This is a genomic window from Streptomyces sp. NPDC051662, from assembly GCF_040681655.1.
GTDB lineage: Bacteria > Actinomycetota > Actinomycetes > Streptomycetales > Streptomycetaceae > Streptomyces.
Window position 1 is genome coordinate 1 of record NZ_JBFAZD010000046.1, and the last position, 17,609, is coordinate 17,609.

The 17,609-nt window shown below is 71.4% G+C and carries 12 protein-coding genes; 9 read left to right on the forward strand and 3 right to left on the reverse strand.

The genetic code is table 11. From position 1 onward, the window contains the following. Nucleotides 1-132: 132 nt before the first annotated feature. Genes AB0M67_RS39770 through AB0M67_RS39780 form a run of 3 tightly spaced genes read left to right on the forward strand, consistent with a single transcriptional unit; the run spans nucleotide 133 to nucleotide 3,426 of the window. Complete coding sequence (locus AB0M67_RS39770) at nucleotides 133-1,245, forward strand: hypothetical protein (RefSeq protein ID WP_365752886.1); 1,113 nt, start codon at nucleotides 133-135, stop codon at nucleotides 1,243-1,245. A 13-nt stretch (nucleotides 1,246-1,258) separates the two neighbouring features. After that, on the forward strand, nucleotides 1,259-1,783 hold the full coding sequence (locus AB0M67_RS39775; RefSeq protein ID WP_365752888.1) for a hypothetical protein: 525 nt from the start codon (nucleotides 1,259-1,261) through the stop codon (nucleotides 1,781-1,783). Then, nucleotides 1,780-3,426 (forward strand): FAD-dependent monooxygenase, encoded by a 1,647-nt coding sequence (locus AB0M67_RS39780; RefSeq protein WP_365752889.1) that lies wholly within the window; start codon nucleotides 1,780-1,782, stop codon nucleotides 3,424-3,426. Before AB0M67_RS39775 ends, AB0M67_RS39780 begins: the two co-directional genes overlap by 4 nt. Before the next feature lie 58 nt (nucleotides 3,427-3,484). Here the strand turns inward: AB0M67_RS39780 and AB0M67_RS39785 are convergent, their stop codons facing one another. Next, entirely contained in the window at nucleotides 3,485-4,006 is a 522-nt protein-coding gene (locus AB0M67_RS39785) for a TrmO family methyltransferase (RefSeq protein ID WP_365752891.1), read from the reverse strand. A 26-nt stretch (nucleotides 4,007-4,032) separates the two neighbouring features. Here AB0M67_RS39785 and AB0M67_RS39790 point away from each other — a divergent pair, with 26 nt between their 5' ends. From AB0M67_RS39790 to AB0M67_RS39810, 5 genes are all read left to right on the forward strand, one after another. Next, on the forward strand, nucleotides 4,033-5,331 hold the full coding sequence (locus tag AB0M67_RS39790; RefSeq protein ID WP_365752892.1) for an MFS transporter: 1,299 nt from the start codon (nucleotides 4,033-4,035) through the stop codon (nucleotides 5,329-5,331). A 47-nt stretch (nucleotides 5,332-5,378) separates the two neighbouring features. After that, nucleotides 5,379-5,915 carry a DUF6879 family protein gene (locus AB0M67_RS39795; protein WP_365752894.1) on the forward strand — a complete coding sequence of 179 codons (537 nt, stop codon included), beginning with the start codon at nucleotides 5,379-5,381 and terminating at the stop codon, nucleotides 5,913-5,915. A 28-nt stretch (nucleotides 5,916-5,943) separates the two neighbouring features. Then, nucleotides 5,944-6,654 (forward strand): PIG-L deacetylase family protein, encoded by a 711-nt coding sequence (locus AB0M67_RS39800; RefSeq protein ID WP_365752959.1) that lies wholly within the window; start codon nucleotides 5,944-5,946, stop codon nucleotides 6,652-6,654. A gap of 94 nt (nucleotides 6,655-6,748) precedes the next feature. Beyond that, entirely contained in the window at nucleotides 6,749-7,585 is an 837-nt protein-coding gene (locus AB0M67_RS39805; RefSeq protein WP_365752896.1) for a class I SAM-dependent methyltransferase, read from the forward strand. A gap of 173 nt (nucleotides 7,586-7,758) precedes the next feature. Beyond that, the gene (locus tag AB0M67_RS39810) at nucleotides 7,759-9,018 is read left to right on the forward strand and encodes an AMP-binding protein (RefSeq protein ID WP_365752898.1); all 1,260 of its coding nucleotides are present in this window, start codon (nucleotides 7,759-7,761) and stop codon (nucleotides 9,016-9,018) included. Here the strand turns inward: AB0M67_RS39810 and AB0M67_RS39815 are convergent. Beyond that, a complete protein-coding gene (locus AB0M67_RS39815; protein WP_365752900.1) occupies nucleotides 9,008-13,732 on the reverse strand; it encodes a cation-transporting P-type ATPase in 4,725 nt (1,574 codons plus the stop codon). The genes AB0M67_RS39810 and AB0M67_RS39815 overlap by 11 nt on opposite strands. 191 nt (nucleotides 13,733-13,923) lie before the next feature. Between AB0M67_RS39815 and AB0M67_RS39820 the strand changes: the two genes are divergently transcribed. Further along, nucleotides 13,924-14,379, forward strand: coding sequence for a hypothetical protein (locus tag AB0M67_RS39820; RefSeq protein ID WP_365752902.1), 456 nt, complete (start codon nucleotides 13,924-13,926; stop codon nucleotides 14,377-14,379). Between the two features lie 86 nt (nucleotides 14,380-14,465). Here AB0M67_RS39820 and AB0M67_RS39825 read toward each other — a convergent pair whose 3' ends face one another. Continuing rightward, a complete protein-coding gene (locus AB0M67_RS39825; RefSeq protein ID WP_365752904.1) occupies nucleotides 14,466-17,588 on the reverse strand; it encodes a ThuA domain-containing protein in 3,123 nt (1,040 codons plus the stop codon). Nucleotides 17,589-17,609: the final 21 nt, after the last annotated feature.

A 17,609-nucleotide genomic window follows, 5' to 3' on the forward strand; every position in this document is an offset into this window, starting at 1 on the left:
CGGACGCCGCCGGGCCCGCCCTCCGGGCGGACGGCGCTACTTTGAAGACACGCCCCAGGCGCGGGGCCCGGCACACCCGGGCCCCGCGCCGGAGGCAGAGGCGGCACAGAGACAACCGAAGGAATGACCGCCGTGACGCAGATGGATGATCCACCGGCAGCCACCGCCGTCGTGCGGCCTTCCCCCGGCACCTTCGCGGTGCGGACGGGGGTGGCGGACGACTGGGACGAGTTCCTGGGCGTCGGCGCTCCGGTGACACTGAGCCGACGCTGGATCACGCTCGCCGAGGGACGGATCCCCGGGGGCGCGCGCACACTGGAGCTCTCCGGCGACCGGGGACCGTCCGTGGCGCTCGTCGGCGGTCCCGTCGACCGGCCGACCGGCCATGTGCGGTTCGACCCCCACCGAGTGCTCTCCGGCGGGTCCGTCGACGAGGGCGTGGCCGAGCACGGACCGCACCCCTGGCAGGGGCTCGCACCCGAAGAGGTCTTTCCCTGCTGCCTGTTGATGTTCCCGAACTACGAGACCGCCCCCGTCGGACCGGGCGCACACGATCCCGCGGCGGTGCGGGCCTATGTCGACGGGCTCGTCGACTGGTGCCGGGACCAGGGCATGCGCAGCATCGCGGCGCTGTTCCTGAGACCCGACTTCCCGGAGTTCCTGGACGCCCTGCGCACGCGCGGTTTCGACGTGGTCCCGATGGTCGACCGCTGTGACATGGACGTCACCTGGTCGGACTTCGACGGATACGTGGCCGGGCTGCCGCGCAAGCGCCGCTTCGCCGTGCGCCGTGAGCTGCGGGACATCGCGCTCCGCGGCGTGGTGATCAGCGAGCGCGCCGTCCGGGACCAGGAGCCGGAACTGGTGCGGCTGCGCGCGCAGATCGTGACCAAATACGGAGGGACCCCGGACGCGGAGCGTGAGGCCGGCTCACTGCGGCACCTCCGCGAGCACTTCGGCCCGCGGAACGTCATGGTGGTGGAGGCGCGGCAGGACGACGCCCTCCTCTCGTTCAGCCTCCTTGTCCGCGACGGGGCACGGTGGACGGTTCTGATGAGCGGCACCGACTACGACCGCCAGGACGCCTCGTTCACCTACTTCGCCACGATGTTCTACCGGCCCGCCGAACTCGCCCCGCGGCTGGGCATTACGTCGATGGCCTACGGCCTCGGCACGCTCCAGGCGAAGAAGCTCCGCGGATGCACTGTCAACACACTGTCCGCGGCAGCGCTGTTGCTCGACTGAGGAGGAGATTTCCGTGCCGCCACAACCCATACCACAACACGACGGCAAGGTGTTGCTCGTAGCCGACCAGGGGCTCAGGTCCGGTGACCGGATGACCCCGTCACAGGTCGACCGCAGAGTCGAGGACTTCTACGCCGCGATCGGCGGAGAGCCGTTCTTCCGGGCTCTGACCGCCCGCTTCTACGAACTCGTATCCGAGGACGAGGTGCTGGCGCCGCTGTTCCCGGTGCCCGACTGGGCGGAGCACGCCGATCGCCTCGCCGCGCACTTCGTCAGGATGTACGGCGACAACGACCTGACGGCGGCCTGGGAACCGCGTCTGCATCAGGCGCACAGCCATGTCCTCATCGCGCGGGAGCACCGGCTGCGCTGGCTGGAGCTGATGGCCCGGGCCGGCGCCGGCCTGGCCGCCCCGGAGCCCGAGTTCGGTGAGTTCATGACCATCATGAAGGTGGCCAGCGGCGAGATGATGGCGGCGTCGCGGGGCGCGGCGCTCGCGCGCGGCGAACGCTTCCACTGGGACGGGTCGCCCCGATGACCGGTCGGCCGCCGCGCCATGTGGCGGTCGTCGGGGCGGGGGCGGCGGGGGCGTTCTTCACCCTGGAACTCTCGCGCCTACGACCGGACATCACCATCGATCTCTACGACCGGGACAGCCGGGGACCGGGCGCCGGAATCGTCATGTCCACCGACTTCATGGAGCACGTCCAGCGCGTCTTCCCGCGCGCCTTCGCGCTGCCGGCGACGGCCAGGGGCAGCTGGCACCGCACCCTGACGCTCTGCGGTGACGAGCGCATCTGGTCGGGTGCCTACGGCATGGTGGGACTGCGTCGCCGGACCTTCCACCGCCATGTGCGCGGACTGGCGGCCGACATGCCGCGGGTGCGCCTGATCCGCCGGACCGTCACCTCGATACCGGAGGGGCGGGACGCGCCCGATGTGATCGTCCTCGCCGACGGGGCGGGCAGCCGGTTACGCCGCTCCCGGGCCCGGACGTTCGGCACGACCGTCACCGCCGGGCGTACCCGGTTCCTGTGGGCCGCCGCGCCCGTCGTGTGTGAGCCCTCGTTCGTCCTCAAGGACCTCCGTCCGGGGCTGCTGATCGTGCACTCCTATCCGCACGCCGCCGACGAGAGCACATTCATCGTCGAGGCGGACCCCGCCACCCTGGCCGGGCACGGGCTCGACGACCGGCCGCTCCCCGAGGTCGAGAAGCGGCTCGCCGCGATCTTCACCGACGAGCTGCGCGGTGCGCCGCTGCACGCCCAGACATCGGGCTGGCAGCCGTTCCGCACCATCGTCAACGAGCGCTGGCACGACGGGCGGTCCGTGCTCATCGGCGACGCGGCGCACACCGTGCACTTCTCCACCGGCTCCGGGACCACACTGGCGATCGACGACGCGCTGTGCCTCGCCGGCGCGCTCGCCGAGGGGACCACGGTCACCGAGGCGCTCGACACCTACGCGCGCACCCGCCGAACGGTGATCGCGGCGGCGCAGGCCGAGGCCCGCGAGAGCGTGGAGTGGTTCGAGACACTCTGCCGGCGCGACCGGACGAACGGCCACCGCACGGTCTTCGCTCTGCGCAGCCGGCGGCCGGTGAACACCTTCGACCGGCTGCGCCACCGCGACCCGGAGTTCGTGGCAGGGACCGTGCACCGGCTCGCGGGCCGTCCCACCGACGCCGAGCCCCGTGATGTGCCGCTCACCATCGGGGGGCTGCTCCTGGAGAGCCGTGTCGCGGAGGCGGACGGCTCCTGGGAGAAGCCGGGCGGACTGATCCTGCGCACGGCGGACGGTGCCGTGCGCTGCCCGGTCGTGGACGGCGCGACCGATCCGCGCGTGGTGAAGGCCGCGGGTGCCCGGGCGGTGGGACTGCTGGTCCCGGCGTCCGCCCCGGACGGGTCGACGGCCGGGGATCCGGCCGCCGTCGCGGTCGACGCCGCGGCGCGAGGCTTCGACTTCCTCGCCGTACCCGCCCAGCCCGGAACGGGCCGTATCGCCCGCACCAGGCGCGCCGAGGAGCTGACGTTCGCCGGAAACCTCCCGGTGGCGCTGCTCTCGGCGGTGGACCTCTCGGCGGACGAGATCAACACGCTGATCGCCTCGGGGCGCACGGACCTGGTCGCTCACGTGCCCGCCGATCCGCCGGGGATCCCTGCCCGGCACGAACCGACGTAGGGACGCGATGACCACACGTACGACACAGGCGGCACCGACGGTGGAGAGGCCGGGGAGCTCAGAAGTAGTGGCTCATCAATTCGGTGGACCAGCGCGGTACACGGACCTCGCCGCGCGGCGCGAACTCCGGGAGACAGGGCTTGACATCGAGCACCGGGCTGCCGTCGAGCGCGTCGAGACCGCGGACGGAGAGCGTGAGACCGTCGACCGCCAGCAGTTCACAGATGGTGACACCGAGGTGATTGGGCCGGTTCGGCGCGCGCTGGGCGAGTATGCCCGTTCGGGACCACGACGGATTTCCACGCGGGTGTTGCGTTCCCCGGCAGACCCGGTCGATCCGGTGAAAGAGGAACACGACCTCGATATGAGAGTAGTCGCCCAGCCCGAGCGTCGCGTCCGCCTCCAATTCCTCCGGATCGAATTCAATGCGGCATTCGACGCTTCCCCAGTTGTCCTCGACGGATTCCTGCCGCGATCCGCGGACGGTACCGATGGGGACGAACGAATGTGGCATGAAAATCCCTTTCGACGCGGCCGTCACAGAATTTTCGATCATGCCCGCGTCCTGACAGGTCGTCAATCCTCATTTCGGGCGGGAGCCTGCACATGACCGATGCCGAGCGGATTCGGCGGGGCCGTACCTCGATCTGGTCCAAGCTGTTACCGGACCCAGGACCGGGGCGGCTCCTAGTGCTGTGCACAGCCGTGGCGAGTCTCGGCAACGGCCTGTACATGGCGGGCGGTGCCGTCTACTTCGTCCGGGTGGTGGGACTGTCCCCGGGGCAGGTGGGCATCGGCCTGTCGACAGCCGGTGTGATGGCCCTCGTGCTGGGTGTCCCGGTCGGCTTCCTGGCCGACCGCTTCGGGCCACGCGGCACGACCGCCGTGCTCGCGCTGTGCAAGGCGGCGATGCTGATCTCAGCGGCGTTCGTCCACTCCTTCCCCATGTACGTGGTCATGGCGGCGCTGCTGGGCACCGCCGAGCAGACCGGCCATGTGGCGCGCGGCGCACTGGTGTCGGGGGTCATGGGCAAGGAAGGGCGGGTGAAACTGTCGGCCTATATGCGATCCGTGTTCAACGGAGGTTTCGCGCTGGCCTCGTTGGCGGCCGGCTTCGTCATCGCCGTCGACTCGCCCGATGTCTACCTCGCCCTGTTCTGGGGCAACGCGGTCGCCATGGTGGTCGTGTCAGGCCTGTACATGCGGTTGCCGCGGGTGCCCCGGCAGCCCAGGAGGCCACGTCGGAACGGCGGGCCCTCGGCGGTGCGTGACCTGCCGTACATCCTGGTCGCCCAGGTGTCCGGGCTCGCCAGGATCGGTCCGACCGTGCTCGCGCTCGGCATCCCCCTGTGGCTGGTGACCCATACCGACGCGCCGCGGGCGATGGCGGCGTGGCTGATGCTCATCAACACGCTGATGGTGGTGTTCCTGCAGGTGTATGTCGCCCGTGACGCCGACACGGTGCCCGGCGCGAGCCGCCTGCAACGATGGGCGTTCCTGGTGCTCGCGGTCGCGTGCGCGGCAGCGGCCCTGTCCGGCGGCATCCCGGGGTGGGCCGCCGCCGCGGTGCTCGCCATCGCCACCGTACTCTTCACGCTCGGCGAGATCTGGGGGGAGGCGGCCCGCTGGGGTCTGCGGTACGAGCTGGCGCCCGACAACGCCCAGGGGCAGTACGGCGGGGTCTTCGCCACCGGCGACGCCCTGGCGGTGATCGCGGGCCCCGTCCTCGTGACGACCGTGCCGGACCGGCTCGGCCTGGCCGGCTGGCTGCTGCTCGCGGCCCTCTTCATGGTCTCCCTGGCGCTCAGCGGTCCGGCCGTGCGCTGGGCCGTGCGCACACGCGTCTCCGATTCCGAAGAGAGCAATCTGCGCGACGCTGTGCCCACCACCACGCCACGACAATGAGCCTTCGACCCGGCCATTTCCTTCCGGCTCATCCAGAGGAGTCAGTCATGTCCAGTAATCTGCCCGCTTTCAAGGAACTCATCGGCCAGGCGAAACATTCGGCTGTCCATCTTGAGATGCGCGACATGTACACCCCCCAAGGCGCGCTTTTCGTGGACTGGCAGGCCGGTAAGCCCATCGAATACGACCGGCATCTCGACTGGGTCGAGCTCGTGCAGGAGACCGTGGGCCGCGGTGTCGACTGGCGGCGGTTGCGGATCGTCTCGGAGCCGGTCACGGACTTCATACGCTACGAGTGGGAGACGACGACCATCGTCAACGTCCCGGCCGGCGAGAAGGTGCGCTGGCTGCCCCGCCGTCAGGTGTCCGACCTGCTGCTGCCGGGCAACGACTTCTGGGTGTTCGACGGCCGGCTGGTCCGTTTCACGCACTTCGCAGGCGACGGCTCGTGGGGACCGCACGAACTGACCGAGGACCCGGCCCTGGCGAAGAGGTGCACCGAGGCGTTCGACGCCGTCTGGGAGCGCGGCATCGACCACGCGGAGTACGAGCCGGTGTGGACCCCCGCCGCGGAGAAGGGCTGAACCGCCCGTGCCCGAACCGTACGCCCCGATGCCCGACGACTGGCAGCGCGCGCTGGCCGTGGTCGCCCACCCCGACGACCTGGAGTACGGCCCGGCGTGTGCCGTGGCGGCCTGGACCGCCGCGGGCCGCGAGGTGGTCTACCTGATGGTGACACGCGGGCAGGCCGGCATGGACACCGTGGATCCCCAGGAGGCGGCACGTGTCCGGGAACAGGAGGAGTTGCGGGCCGCCGCCCTCGTCGGTGTGAAGGCGGTCGAGTTCCTCGATCACCGGGACGGCGTCATCGAGTACGGTCTGCCGCTGCGCCGCGACATCGCCGCCGCCATCCGACGGCATCGTCCGGACATCCTGGTCACGCTCAACTTCCATGAGCGATGGCGGGGCGGCGACTGGAACTCCCCGGACCACCGTCATGTGGGCCGCGCCCTGCTGGACGCGGCGGGTGACGCCGGCAACCGCTGGATCTTCCCCGAACTCGCCGAGGACGGGCTGGAACCCTGGAAGGGCGTCCGGTACGCCGCCGTCGGCGGCTCCCCACTCGCCGACCACGCCGTCGATGTGACGGGCTTCCTGGACCAGGGCGTGGCCGCCCTGGAGGCTCATCGGTCCTATCTCGACTATCTGGGCCCGGACCATCCCATGGCGGACGCCCGTGCGTTTCTGGAGAGGAAGGTACGGACGTTCGGCGAGCGGTTCGGTGGTATCCCGGCCATAGCCTTCGAACTGATCGGCGTCTGACCCCGGCCGGCTTGACGTCACCCACGACCGCGCTCTATCTCTGGAGTTGGAGACTGGAGAGCAACTCTAGTTGAATCAGAGCCGTGGAGTGTCCATGCAGCCGATCGCCAACAGCCAGCAAGCAGACGCGTGGAACGGCCACGAGGGAGCACACTGGGCCGACAACCCCGACCGCTACGACTCGTTGAACGGCGGATTCAACGACGCGCTGTTCGAGGCAGCCGCGATCGGTGAGCGCGATCGCGTGCTCGACATCGGATGCGGCACGGGCCAGACCACCCGCCTCGCTGCCCGCAGGGCGACCGCGGGGCAGGCCGTGGGGATCGATATCTCCGCCCCCATGGTGGAGCGGGCGCGGGCCGTCGCCGCCGAGGAAGGCGTCGCCAACGCGGTCTTCGAGCAGGGCGACGCGCAGGTTCACGCCTTCCCCTCCGGCCACTACCACGTCGCCGTCAGCCGGGGCGGGGTCATGTTCTTCGCCGACCATGTCGCCGCGTTCGGCAATATCGGCGGCGCGCTGCGGCCCGGCGGCCGGCTCGCCTTCATCTGCCCACAACTGCCCTCCCCCGACGGGGAATCGGCCCGGATCTTCGCGCCGGTGAACGCGCTCATCAGCCGGCCCTCTCCCGCGCAGCGGGGCATGGTGTCGCTCTCCGACCCCGCTCGTGTCCATGAAGTGCTCACGGCCGCGGGATTCACCGGGGTGAGGGTGGACGCCGTCGAGGGGCTCGTCGACTGGGGGCGAGACGCCGACGAGGCCGTGGATTTCTACTTCGCGATGGGACCGGTCCGCTTCAACCTCGACGGGCTGGACGAGAAGGTCGTCAGCGATGCCCGCGAGCGGGTGAGGGCCGCGCTCCGGCCGTACGAAACCCCGGACGGTGTCCGGGTGCGCGGCGCCGTCTGGCTGGCGACGGCCACGCGCCCCTGACCTCCGCCTCGACCGGACAGCCCCTTAAGTGCCCGGGAATGCACATTGTCTTAAGAAGTTGCCCAGACCGGCACCGCGACACTGGGCGGGGCGCCTGGGGCGGGAATCACTGATCCGCCGGATTCCGGGCCTCCCTTCCGACGAAGCGAGCACGTCATTCCTGGGGGCCCTGAGTGAGCACAGCGACCACGACCATCGCGGGTACACCCGATGCGACTCGGCGCGGCGGGGGCCGCGCGGTCCTGACCGGACTCAGGGAGGGCGCCGCGCATTCGGGCACCCTGGACGGGCTGTTCGGTCTCGCCGCGGCCAGGCGCCCCCACGAGGTGGTCGTCGCCGACGGCGGTCGCGTACTCACCTACGAATCGGCGGAGAGCGGCTCGGGCCGCCTCGCCTCGGCGCTGCTGCGCTACGGGGTGCAACTCGGCGACCCCGTACTCGTTCACTGCTCGGACCACGCCCAGGCGCTGGTGGCCCAGTTGGCCGTGCTCAAGCTGGGCGCGGTGTGCGTTCCGGTGCCACGGGGGCTCGATGACGCCTCCCTCGCGCGGATCGCCTGTCTGAGCGGCGCCACGCTCGTACTGTGCAGCGGTGCCACCAAGGAGCGGTGGTCGCTTCCCGCGATGGTGCTGGACGACGAGCGGACGTGGGCGAAGATCACGCCCCTCCGGGTGGACGGTTCGCTGCCGCGGTCGGGCCCGGCCGATGTCGCCTACCTCTTGACCGAACTCGGCGCCGACGACGGTGTGACAGGGCATCTCGTCGACCACCGGGCCTGGCTGTTCGCGGTCGGTGCCCGGCTGCGCCGGGCCGGCCGGCCCACCCGTGGCGTGACGGTGCGTCAGGAGCCGGGCGGCGTCAGGGCCCTGCTCGCGATGTGGTGGGCGGTCGCGGCGGGAAGCAGGTTTCACGGAGCTCCCCCGGGTGCGATCGAGGCCGTGCCCCACCTCCGCGGTCCGGGTACGGCCGCGGTGTACGGACCGGAGGAATACGACGCGGTGCTGGCGGAATCCCGGCCGGGTGCGCGGGAGCGGCCGGGCACGGTCCTGATCACCGGTGGTCCGTTGCCGGCCGGGCTCGTGGCGCGCCATGCCGAACTGATGCCCTTCACACGGCTGCTGGCGGAGTTCTCGCCCCGCGACGGCGCCCTGCCCTGGACGGCGGTCGACTGCACGGCGGACGCGCGGAACCCGGCGGGCCATGTCGGCATGGGTGCCGCCGTGCCCCGGGTCCGTGTGACGGTCCGCGACGCGGAGGGACGAGTGCTGCCCACGGGCGGTACCGGGCAGATCTGGGCCGCGGGCACCGCGCTGCCCTTCGACCGACTGTGCGACGGCTGCTACGAGCCGGCTGCCAGCCACCGGGGCTCGTTCACGGACTCCGGTTACACGGGGCGGTGGACCGAGAGCGGCTCGCTCGACGTCACAGGGTGAGCTTCCCCGGCCGATCACGGTCGTCCGACGCGTGGTCGGCGGATCTCCGGGCAGGCAGCGGGCCGTCCACGAGGCGAACGGAGCGGAGGAACTGCTCCAGCAGCGCCGGCACGGCTTCGAGGGGTCCGGGCGATGCCGTGGCGGCCGAGTCCTGTGGTCGTTCCCCGGTCGTCGCGGCCAACCAGCCCGTTCCGGCGAGACGTTCGGCCAGCGGGGGCAGAGTCGTGTGCAGGAGCGTGGCCGTGGTGATCGACGCGAGGGTGATGCCCCACGCGATCGGGCCGAGCGGTGTGCAGCCGAAGAACTGGCTGATGCCCGGGGTCTGGATGATGCCCACCAGCACGGCCGCCGAGCCGAGCGCCGCCGTGAGCACGTTGCGGTCCACGCCACCGCTGTTGAGGGTCTGGGCGAGCTGGGTGCCCACCACGGAGGCGAGGCCGACCGTGCTCGCCCGGCGTCTGGTGCCGGTGAGACGGGCGGTGCCCCAGGCGAGGCCCGCGCCCAGGGAGGTGGTGATGCCGCGCAGCGCCATCTCCTGGCTGAGCGCGGTCCCCAGCGACTGCTGGGGGCCCTCTTGGAGCAACTGTTCCCCGGTGTCCTCGCTGGGCCGGCGTACGGCGATGGCGAGCGCGGGAGCGAGGTCGGTGAGCAGGTTGACGAGCATGATCTGGCGGGCGCTCAACGGCGCGGTGCCGGTGAAGGCCGAGGCCAGCACACTGAAGGCGATCTCGCCGAGGTTGCCGCCGATGAGGATGGCGAGCGCGGTCCTGACCGAGGTCCACATGGCGCGGCCCTCGGTCAGGGCGATGACGATGGTCTCCAGCCGGTCGTCGCCGATGACCAGGTCGGCCGCGGCCGTGGCGGCGGGGGTGCCACGCTGGCCGAGCGCGATCCCGACATCGGCGAGCCGGATGGCGGGTGCGTCGTTGGCGCCGTCACCGGTCATCGCCACGACCTTGCCGAGGCGTTGGTAGGCCTGGACGATACGGACCTTGTGGTGCGGGCCGCACCGCGCGATGACGTCCACCGTCGGCAGCAGGGCGTCGAGTCGGGCGTCGTCCAGCTCGTCCAGTTCGGGCCCCGTACAGACAATCCGCGCCTCCGCGCCGATGACATGGGCCGCGATGGCCTCGGCGGTGGCGGGGTGGTCACCCGTGAGCATCACCGTCTGCACCCCGGCCTGCCGCAACCGGGCGGTGGCCGGGGCCGCCCCGGAGCGCAGCTGGTCGGCCAGGATGATGAAGCCGAGGAACACGAGGTCGTTCACGGCGTCGTCGGAGAGATCCTCGTCCGCGCGCAGCCTCCGTTCGGCCACGGCGAGCACGCGACGCCCCTCGCTCGCCAACTCCTCCACATCCGCTTCGAGTTCCTCGCGCGTGGCACCGTCGAGCGGGGTCGCCCGACCGGCCACGCGCAGGGAGTGGCAGCGCTTGAGAATGTTCTCCGGCGCGCCCTTGACGCTCAGCAGCGGGCCGCGCGGCGTACGGCCCGCCGTGGCGTGGTACGCGCGGGACGGATCGAACGGCAAGGTGTCGGTGCGCCGCCAGCGGGAGGCGCCACGGTTGACGGACACACGCGCCTTGCGGGCGCCCGCCACCACCGCCCGGTCGGTCTGGTGGGCCATGGGCTCGGCCTGCCGGGCGGGCGGGGTGGCGCGCAGCGCGGCGGCGAGAACCTCTTTGTGCGGGACGGGCAGCCGCTCGATGGGCAGCGACCGCTCGCCGTCACTGATGGCGGAGAGCTGAAGGTTTCCCTCCGTGAGAGTGCCGGTCTTGTCGAAACACAGCACGTCGGCGCGGCCGAGAGCCTCGATCGTACGGGGGTTGCGCACCAGTGCCCCATGGTCGGCCAGCCGTCTGGCGGCGGCCAGTTGGGCCGCGTTGACCAGGAACGGAAGCCCCTCGGGTACGGAGGCGATGGCCAGGTTGACGGCCGACGCGAGGCCGTCCGACAGACGGTGGCCATGCAGCAGCCCGGCTCCGGCCACCGCGGCGGCGGAGCCGATCGCGACCGGCAGGCTGGCCTTGGTCAGCGACGTCAGACGCGCCTCGACCCCGGTCACCGGGGCCGCCAGCCGGGCGGTGGCGATGCTGCGCCCGACCTCTGTGGCCGCGCCGGTGGCCACGACGACCGCGGTGGCCTCGCCCGCGGAGACGGTGGTGCCCTCGTAGAGCATCGAGGTCCGCTCGGTGATCTGTGAGGCCACCGCGGGCATGGGGTCCTTGGCGACGGGCAGCGACTCCCCGGTCAGCGAGGACTCGTCCATTTCGAGGCCCTCGACCGTCAGCAGCCGGCAGTCGGCGGGAACCACATCCTCCGGCCGCAGCACGATGACATCGCCAGGCACCAGGTCTTCGGCCGTGACCAGCCTCTCGGCGCCCGCCCTTCGCACCCGTGTGCCGATCGCGGAGCGCGCGGTCAGCCCGGCCAGGGCTCGTTCGGTCCGCACCCGCTGGACGCCGCCCACCAAGGCGGAGGTCGCGGTGACCGCCGCCACGAGCGCCGCGTCCGTACGCGATCCCATCGCGGCGGCCAGCGCCGTCCCGGCCGCCAGCACCGGCGTCAGCGGATTGGCCAGCTCATCGATGAACGCGGACGGGAGGCTCACCCGCAGCGGCTCGCCCGCGCCCGGCGAGCCCTTGCCCCGGGCGGCGGCCTCCTCGGAGGTCAGACCGTCGATGGTCGTGCCGAGCCTGTCCAGCACCACCGCCGAGGGCATCAGATGCCAGGGGACGGTCGACGCGGCCGGGATGATCGGGCGGGACAGCAACTGCCGGGCACGCCACACACCGAGGCCGAAGGCGACCGCGCCCGCGGAATTGCTCACGGCCTGGCCGCGAGCGCACGCGTGCGCCGGAGGGGCGTGCAAGGCCGCGACCGCGCCGACTCCGCTGCCCCCCGCGGCCAGCACGCCGCTGTCCCGGTCGACCTGCCGGGCCGTTCCCACACCGGTCAGGATCAGCGCCGCCGACTCCAGGTCGGAACCGAGCAGCAAGTGGGCACCCCAGGCCGGCGGGTCCTCTTCGCGATACACCCCCAGCCCGCAGTCGGAGGCGCCCAGCGCCCGGCGGTTGCCCGACACCAGGAGCACCACCGCGCCATCGGCCTGCAACCCCCGTACGGACGCCACCAGGCGACCGCCCCCGGGCACCACCGCGTCGGCGAAGCCCAGGGCCTGTCCGGCGGACCCCTGCGGGCCCGCGGAGATCCGCCGTACAGGCCCTGGGGCGTAGTCCGCCCGGTCCCCGGCCAGCACCACGCGGATGCCGGCCCGGCGGGCCGCCGCCGCCAGCGCCTGCGCGCCCGGCAGCGTCTGCGCGGCCACCCCCGCCACGGCACGCAACCGGTGCCCCTCGGCCAGACCGAGTACGTACTCGCTGCCCTGTTTCCTCAGCCGCCCCGCGGCCTGCCGCCCGGTGCGCTCCGTGAGTTCCAGCTCCTCCAGCGGGCCGAGCACCCAGCCGTCATCGCTGTGTACGCGCCGGGGGGCCGCCGGATCGAACAGCGCGAAGAGGCGGTCGGCGACCTGCTCGGGCTCCGCGCCGGCGAGCAGCGCCGCGTCGGTCAGCTCGTGCCCACCGCTGCGCAGCGCCTCCTCGTCCAGGACCACGGTGTCGACCTGGCCGAGCCGGCGCAGCGCGCCGCGGTCCATGGCCACGACACCGCGCAGCGCCAGAAACCTGCCGAGGCTGGTCGCGAACCCCTCCCGGCCCGCCCCCGGCGCCCTCGGCACGGCGGACAGCGCGACCGCCAGGGCGCGTCGCGGACCGGCGTACGGCAGGGCCGCGCCACCGGCCAGTACACCCAGCCCCATGGCCCGCTCCGCGTAGCGGGAGGTGACGTCCTGGCGTGCGGGGCCCGGCCGTTCCACCACGATCGGCTCGGCCGTCGCGTGATCGGGCCCGCGCACCAGGCGCTCCTCGGCCTCGGCCCATGCCGTGCGGTACGCGTTGGCCTCCCGCCACTGCGCCACCCGCTGGGCCACATCCAGGACGAGCCCTTCACCGCGGGTGGCCACGCCCTGGGCCAGCGCGCTGAGCACGGGCACCAGCGACTCCGCCTGTTCCTGCCCGGTCAGTCCCTTCGTGGTCCACTTCCGCAGCCGGGGGTGCTGCTGTACGGCCGCGGCCAGCGCGCCGACCTCGGCCGGCAGCGGCGTCCACGGCGACAGGCTCGTCACGGCGGTGAGCAGCAGACCCGTGGCGTCGGCGGCCAGAGCCGGGAGGGACTGCCGCCGGTGCGCTCCCTCGGACGGGTGGTGGGGCTCAGGGGTCCACTCGTCCAGCTCGCCGGGCTCGTCCGGCTCGGCCGCCCCAGCGGACCCGTGCTCCTCGGCCTCCGCGATGAGCCGGATCAGCTCGTGCTGGGGCGGCGGCGGTGAGGCCAGCGCCACCACGACCCGCTCGGAGGGCGCGTTCACCCGCGCCCACAGCACGCCCGGGTGTCCTTCGAGCGCGCCCTCGACGGCTCGGGCCACCCACATCCCGCGCGGCCCCTGCACCCCCCGTACCTCGATGTGGCTGTGGTCCTCGCCCGTCCACACATCGCGCCGGCCGAGACCGGCCAGCGCGGCGGCGGCGTTCGCCGTACCGCGTGCGCAGGCGGTAATTCCGCCCGCCACGGCACCGGCCACCGTCGCCGGTGAGGGGAGCTCCGGCAGCCGTACGCGCGGCAGGCCCATATCCGGCAGGTGTACCTCTGACAGCGACGGCATCGGCACCCATCTCCCGGCAGGAACCCGTTTCGGCTCGAACCCGACCCATCGTGACCCGGCCGCTGTGCGCCCGCGCGTTGGGCGGGCCATCCGGCTCCGGCTCGGCTCGCAGGCCACCCGAACGTGCGGGTAGGCTTTCTCCCAGAAGGTGCGAATGCGGTTATCTCTACCCAAGTGCGGATGTGAGAATGGTGACCACGCCCACTGCGACGGGGAAGCGAGCGGCGAGCACGAAGGCGTCGCGCTCTACAGCCAAGGCGAAACGGGCCGCGGGGTCGGCGGGCGCTCCGGCCGCCGCGACACACCGGAGCCGCGGGAGCGGCGCCGGCCCCAAGACCGCGAAGGAAGCGGCGACCACGAAGCGTGCCAAGAGCTCGGCGAGCGACGGCCGGCACACCTTCACCGTCACTGTCCCCTCCTTCAACCGCGTCACCGACGACGCGGTCAAGGCGGCGATGGTCCCCGTGGCGGTGGCCCGCGAGGTGCTGCCGGCCAAGGGCGGGCTGCCGCTCTACCTGGGTCTTGGAGCGATGGGTGTGGTGGGCGTACTCGAATGGCCCGTCGCGGTCGGCATCGGTGTCGGATACGCCGTCCTCCGCGGCAGGAACGGCCCGCTCGACCCGTCCGCCTCCGCCCACTCGAACTGACCCGGACCGATCCGAACGCACGACGACAGAGCGCGCCGCGCGCCCGGTGGACTCACCGGGCGCGCGGCGCCTGCTGTACCGGCGCCCTACGGGCTGATGAACTCCACCGCGTCCACGTCGAACGAGTTGTCCTGCGGGGACGTGAACACCAGATACAGCCGGTGGGCGCCCGCGAGCGCCTCGACCGGCACGGCCGGAGTGGCCCTGTAGGTGTCCCAGCCACCGGTGTTGGGGACGGGGGTGGTGGCGAGGAGCTTCCCGTCGGGAGCGTCCGCCCGGAGCTCGATCGCGCCGACGCCGTACGGCGACGACAGCGCGTAGCTGACACCGCTGACGCCCTCGACGCTCATCGGGTCGAAGGCGATCCAGTCGCCGTCGCTGATGTCGCCGACGCGCTTGCCGTTCTCGGCGCCGGCCTGGGAGACCACGCGTGTGCCGGACTGCGCGTCGTAGTACTCGGCCTGCTTGTGCTTCGGCTGGAGGACGGCGCGGCCGTAGCCGGTGAGCGCGGAGGCTCCCGCGGCGCCCTGGTCGGTGTACTTGGCGTTGAGTACGTAGGTGAGGTCCGCGCCTTCGGGATGGCCGCCCAGGTCACCGGTGTCCACGGTGCCCTCGCAGCCCGGGATGTCGGTGGTCGGGTGCTCGTGGTCGTCATGGCCGAGGGCCGGGTTGACGGTGACCTTGGAGCAGTCGACCGGCCCGTCCTCCGGATCGGTGACCGTCACCTTGTAGGGGATCTTGTCGCCGAACGTGATGAGTTTGCCGTTCACCGGGAAGTCGATGGTCACCTTCGGCGCGGTGTTGCCCGCGGTGACGGGGATGTTGGCGTAGCCCGACTTGCCGGTGGAGTCGGTGACCTTGAGCTGGGCGGTGAAGTCCCCCGCGGTGGTGTACGTGTGAGTGGGGGACGCCTCGGTGGAGTCGTAGGTGCCGTTGCCGTCGAAGTCCCACGCGTATGTCAGCGCGTCACCGTCCGGGTCCGCGCTGCCCTCGCTGGAGAAGGCGACGTCGAGCGGCAGGGGCCCGTTCGTGACGGAGGCCGTGGCCTTGGCGACCGGGATGCGCTGCCCCTGGGCGTAGTCGATGCGGTACAGGCCCGAGTCGTTGTTGCCGCCGCCGAAGGAACTGCCCCATTCGAGGACGTACAGCGAACCGTCGGGGCCGAAGGTCATGTCCATCGGCTTGTTGAACTTCGCCGACGACAGGAAGTCGTTGATCTTGAGGAGCTTCGCGTCCTTGTCGAACCGGATCTCCTTGACGTAGTTGCGCGCCCACTCGTAGAAGAAGCCGGCTCCGTCGAAGTAGGCGGGGAACTTCGTCGGGGAGGGGTTCTCGCTGTCGTACCGGTAGACCGGACCGCTCATCGGGGCAGAGCCGCCCTCGCCCACCTCGGGGAACTTCTCGGAGGCGCCGTAGCCGTACCAGATCTCCGGCTGTGTCAGGTCCGGCAGTGTGCTGAGCCCGGTGTTGTTGGGCGAGGGGTTCGTCGGGTTCGCGCAGTCGAACTTGGCGCCGACTTCCTTGGTGTCCGGGTTGTACGGCGCGTACGCCTGGTTGTCGCCGTGGCAGAACGGCCAGCCGAAGTTGCCCGGCTTCTTGATGACGTTGTACTCGACCAGGCCCTCCGGCCCTCTCGCGGTGGTGGGGGCCCCGCGGTCCGGGCCGTAGTCGGACACATGGACGTATCCGGTCTTCTGGTCGACGGTGAAGCGGAACGGGTTGCGGAAGCCCATCGCGTAGATCTCGGGGCGGGTCTTCTTGGTGCCGGGCTTGAAGAGATTGCCCTTCGGGATGGTGTAGCCACCGCTCTTGGTGGGCTTGATGCGCAGGATCTTGCCGCGCAGGTCGTTGGTGTTACCCGCGGTGCGCGCGGCGTCGAGCATCTCCTTGCCCGGGCGCCAGTCGATCGGCGCGTACCCCTGCCAGTCGGGGTCGAGGTTGGGCGGTACGTCGTCGCCGACGCCGAGATAGAGCGTGCCGTCCGGGCCGAACTCGACGGCGCCGCCGGTGTGTCCGGGCTCGGGGAAGGTGCGGTCCCGGTAGGCGGGCACATCGAGGAGCTTCTTCTCGCTGGCCGGGTCGAGTGTGTTGCCCTTGATGGTGAAGCGGGAGAGACGGTTGATGTCCTTCGTGGCTCCGGCGGGGGAGTGGTACAGATAGATCCAGCCGTTCCTTCGGAAGTCCGGATCGAGCTCCATGCCGATCAGGCCGTCCTCGCCGCCGGTGTAGACGTCCAGCTTGCCCGCCGTGACGGTGGAGTGGGCTTCGGGGTCGAAGATCTTCACCTCGCCGCCCCGCTGGACATAGAAGACACGGCCGTCCTTGGCGACATCGAGCTCCATCGGATCGGCGGTGTTGTCGTCGAGGGTGACCTTCTCGTAGCCGCTCCAGACGGTGCCCCCGCAGTCGCCCGCCTCGGTGCCCGCGGCCCACTTCAGTCCGCCGATGACATGGTCCCGGAAGAACGCCTCGCTGTAGGCCGGGGTGTCGTGTCCCATCGCGGTGGCCCAGACCTTGCCGCCCTGGGTGTTGCGACACCAGGAGATGGGGTGGTCGGCGCCCATCGCGGAGCCGCCCGGGTCGTAGGTCGTCTCGTCCGCGGTGACCAGGACATGCACGTCGCCGCGGGGGTTGCGGTCGAAGTTGTACCACTCCTCGGGGCGCTCCCAGCGCTCGGGCAGGCCCTTCGTGGAGGGGTGGACGCGGTCGGCGACCTTGGCGGTTCCCTGGAGTACGCCCGGTGAGTGGGCCGGCATATGGACGCCGCCGTTGATGGTCTCGTCCCACCACGGGAACTGTTCCTCGACGCCCATGTCGAGGGTGTTGTGGACGGCGACGACACCCTTGCCGCTCCGTACGTACTTCTCCATCGCGTCGCGCTGTGCGTCGGTGTCCCAGACCATGCCGGAGTTCTGCAGCATGACGATGGCGTCGAAGTCCTTCAGTCTCTCGTCGTCGAAGACGGCCGGATCGGCGCTCTGGACGATCTCGAAGTTGTTCTCGGCCGCCTCCTCCTCGAACATCTTGATGCCCGCGGGGATGGAACCGTGGACATACCCCACGGCGCGGGTGAAGAGCAGGGCACGGAAGGCGGGTTCCTCGTTGGTCGCGGAGGTGGTGGCGGCGGCGGGAATCGCGGCGAGCCCGAGCAGTAGCGCGCTTGCCGACGCGATGACCGCCCTTCTTATGCCGCGAGCATGACGGCTCATTACCGGTCCTCTCTGGGGGAG